At 41.9% G+C, this 1,081-nt stretch carries 1 protein-coding gene; it reads right to left on the reverse strand.

What is annotated here, in order from left to right:
• Nucleotides 1–1,066: NAD(P)/FAD-dependent oxidoreductase (locus SB717_RS33325; protein ID WP_410907064.1), on the reverse strand; the 1,066-nt coding region annotated here is incomplete at its 3' end.
• Between the last annotated feature and the right edge of the window lie 15 nt (nt 1,067–1,081).

Raw genomic sequence — 1,081 nt, forward strand, 5'->3', positions numbered from 1 at the left:
TACCAATTGCATCTTTGCGTCCAAGACTTCCTAGTGTACCAGAGAAGACAGGAACGAATGATTCCATTGCTCCGCCGCGAATAGCTACTGCTAAGTTCACGCCTACAACTTCACCCATTTGCCAAGCTAATTGAGCAGTAGGTGGGTAAGGGCGACCTTCTGGACCCATTACAACCGCTGAGTCACCAGCAAGGAATACATCTTTATGAGATGTAGATTGTAAGAATTCATTTACAAGTGCACGACCGCGGTTTACTTCGATACCTGAGTTAGCAACTACAGAGTTACCTTGAACTCCGCCAGTCCATACCATTGTTTTTGTTTCAATTTTGCTTCCGTCTTTAAGTTCAACAGTTGTAGCATCCATTTTTGTTACAGGTGTACCAGTAACGAATGTAACGCCACGTTTTGTTAAGCTTGATTGAGCGCGCTCTACTAATTCAGCAGGGAAGCCTGGAAGAACTGTAGGAGCTGCTTCTACACAGTATAGAGAAATTTCTTTTGGATCAACACCGTGTTTTAGACATAGGCTTGGCATTAAGTCAGCGTATTCACCAACAAGTTCGATACCTGTTAATCCGCCTCCGCCAACTACGATTGTACCGTCAGCTTTATTTTTTGTTTTGCTGTATTCAGCGATACAAGTTTCTACGTGTGCACGTAAACGGTTTGCATCATTTACTGATTTAAGAACGAAGCTGTGCTCTTCTAAACCAGGGATACCGAAGTAAGCAGTTTCACTACCTAAAGCTGTAACAAGGTAGTCGTAGCTTAATTTTGTACCATCTTCAAGAGATACTTCACGTTGATCTGGTGAGATTTCTTTTACCGTTGCAATTTTTAAATCAACATTGTAGTTTTTAAGTAATTTATCAAGTGGTAAAGCTACCGCTTGTTCAGAAACGCCGCCTACAGCTAGACGGTGTAATTCTGTAATGATTTGGTGAGTAGCAAAACGGTTCACTACTGTAATTTTTGCTTCATCCGCACTTAGGTGTTGGCGAGCTGTCATTGCAGTTAATAAACCACCGTAACCGCCGCCTAAAATTAAAATATGTTTTGACATAGTCGATCCTCCGTC

This window comes from Priestia sp. SIMBA_032 (assembly GCF_046535215.1).
GTDB lineage: Bacteria > Bacillota > Bacilli > Bacillales > Bacillaceae_H > Priestia > Priestia aryabhattai.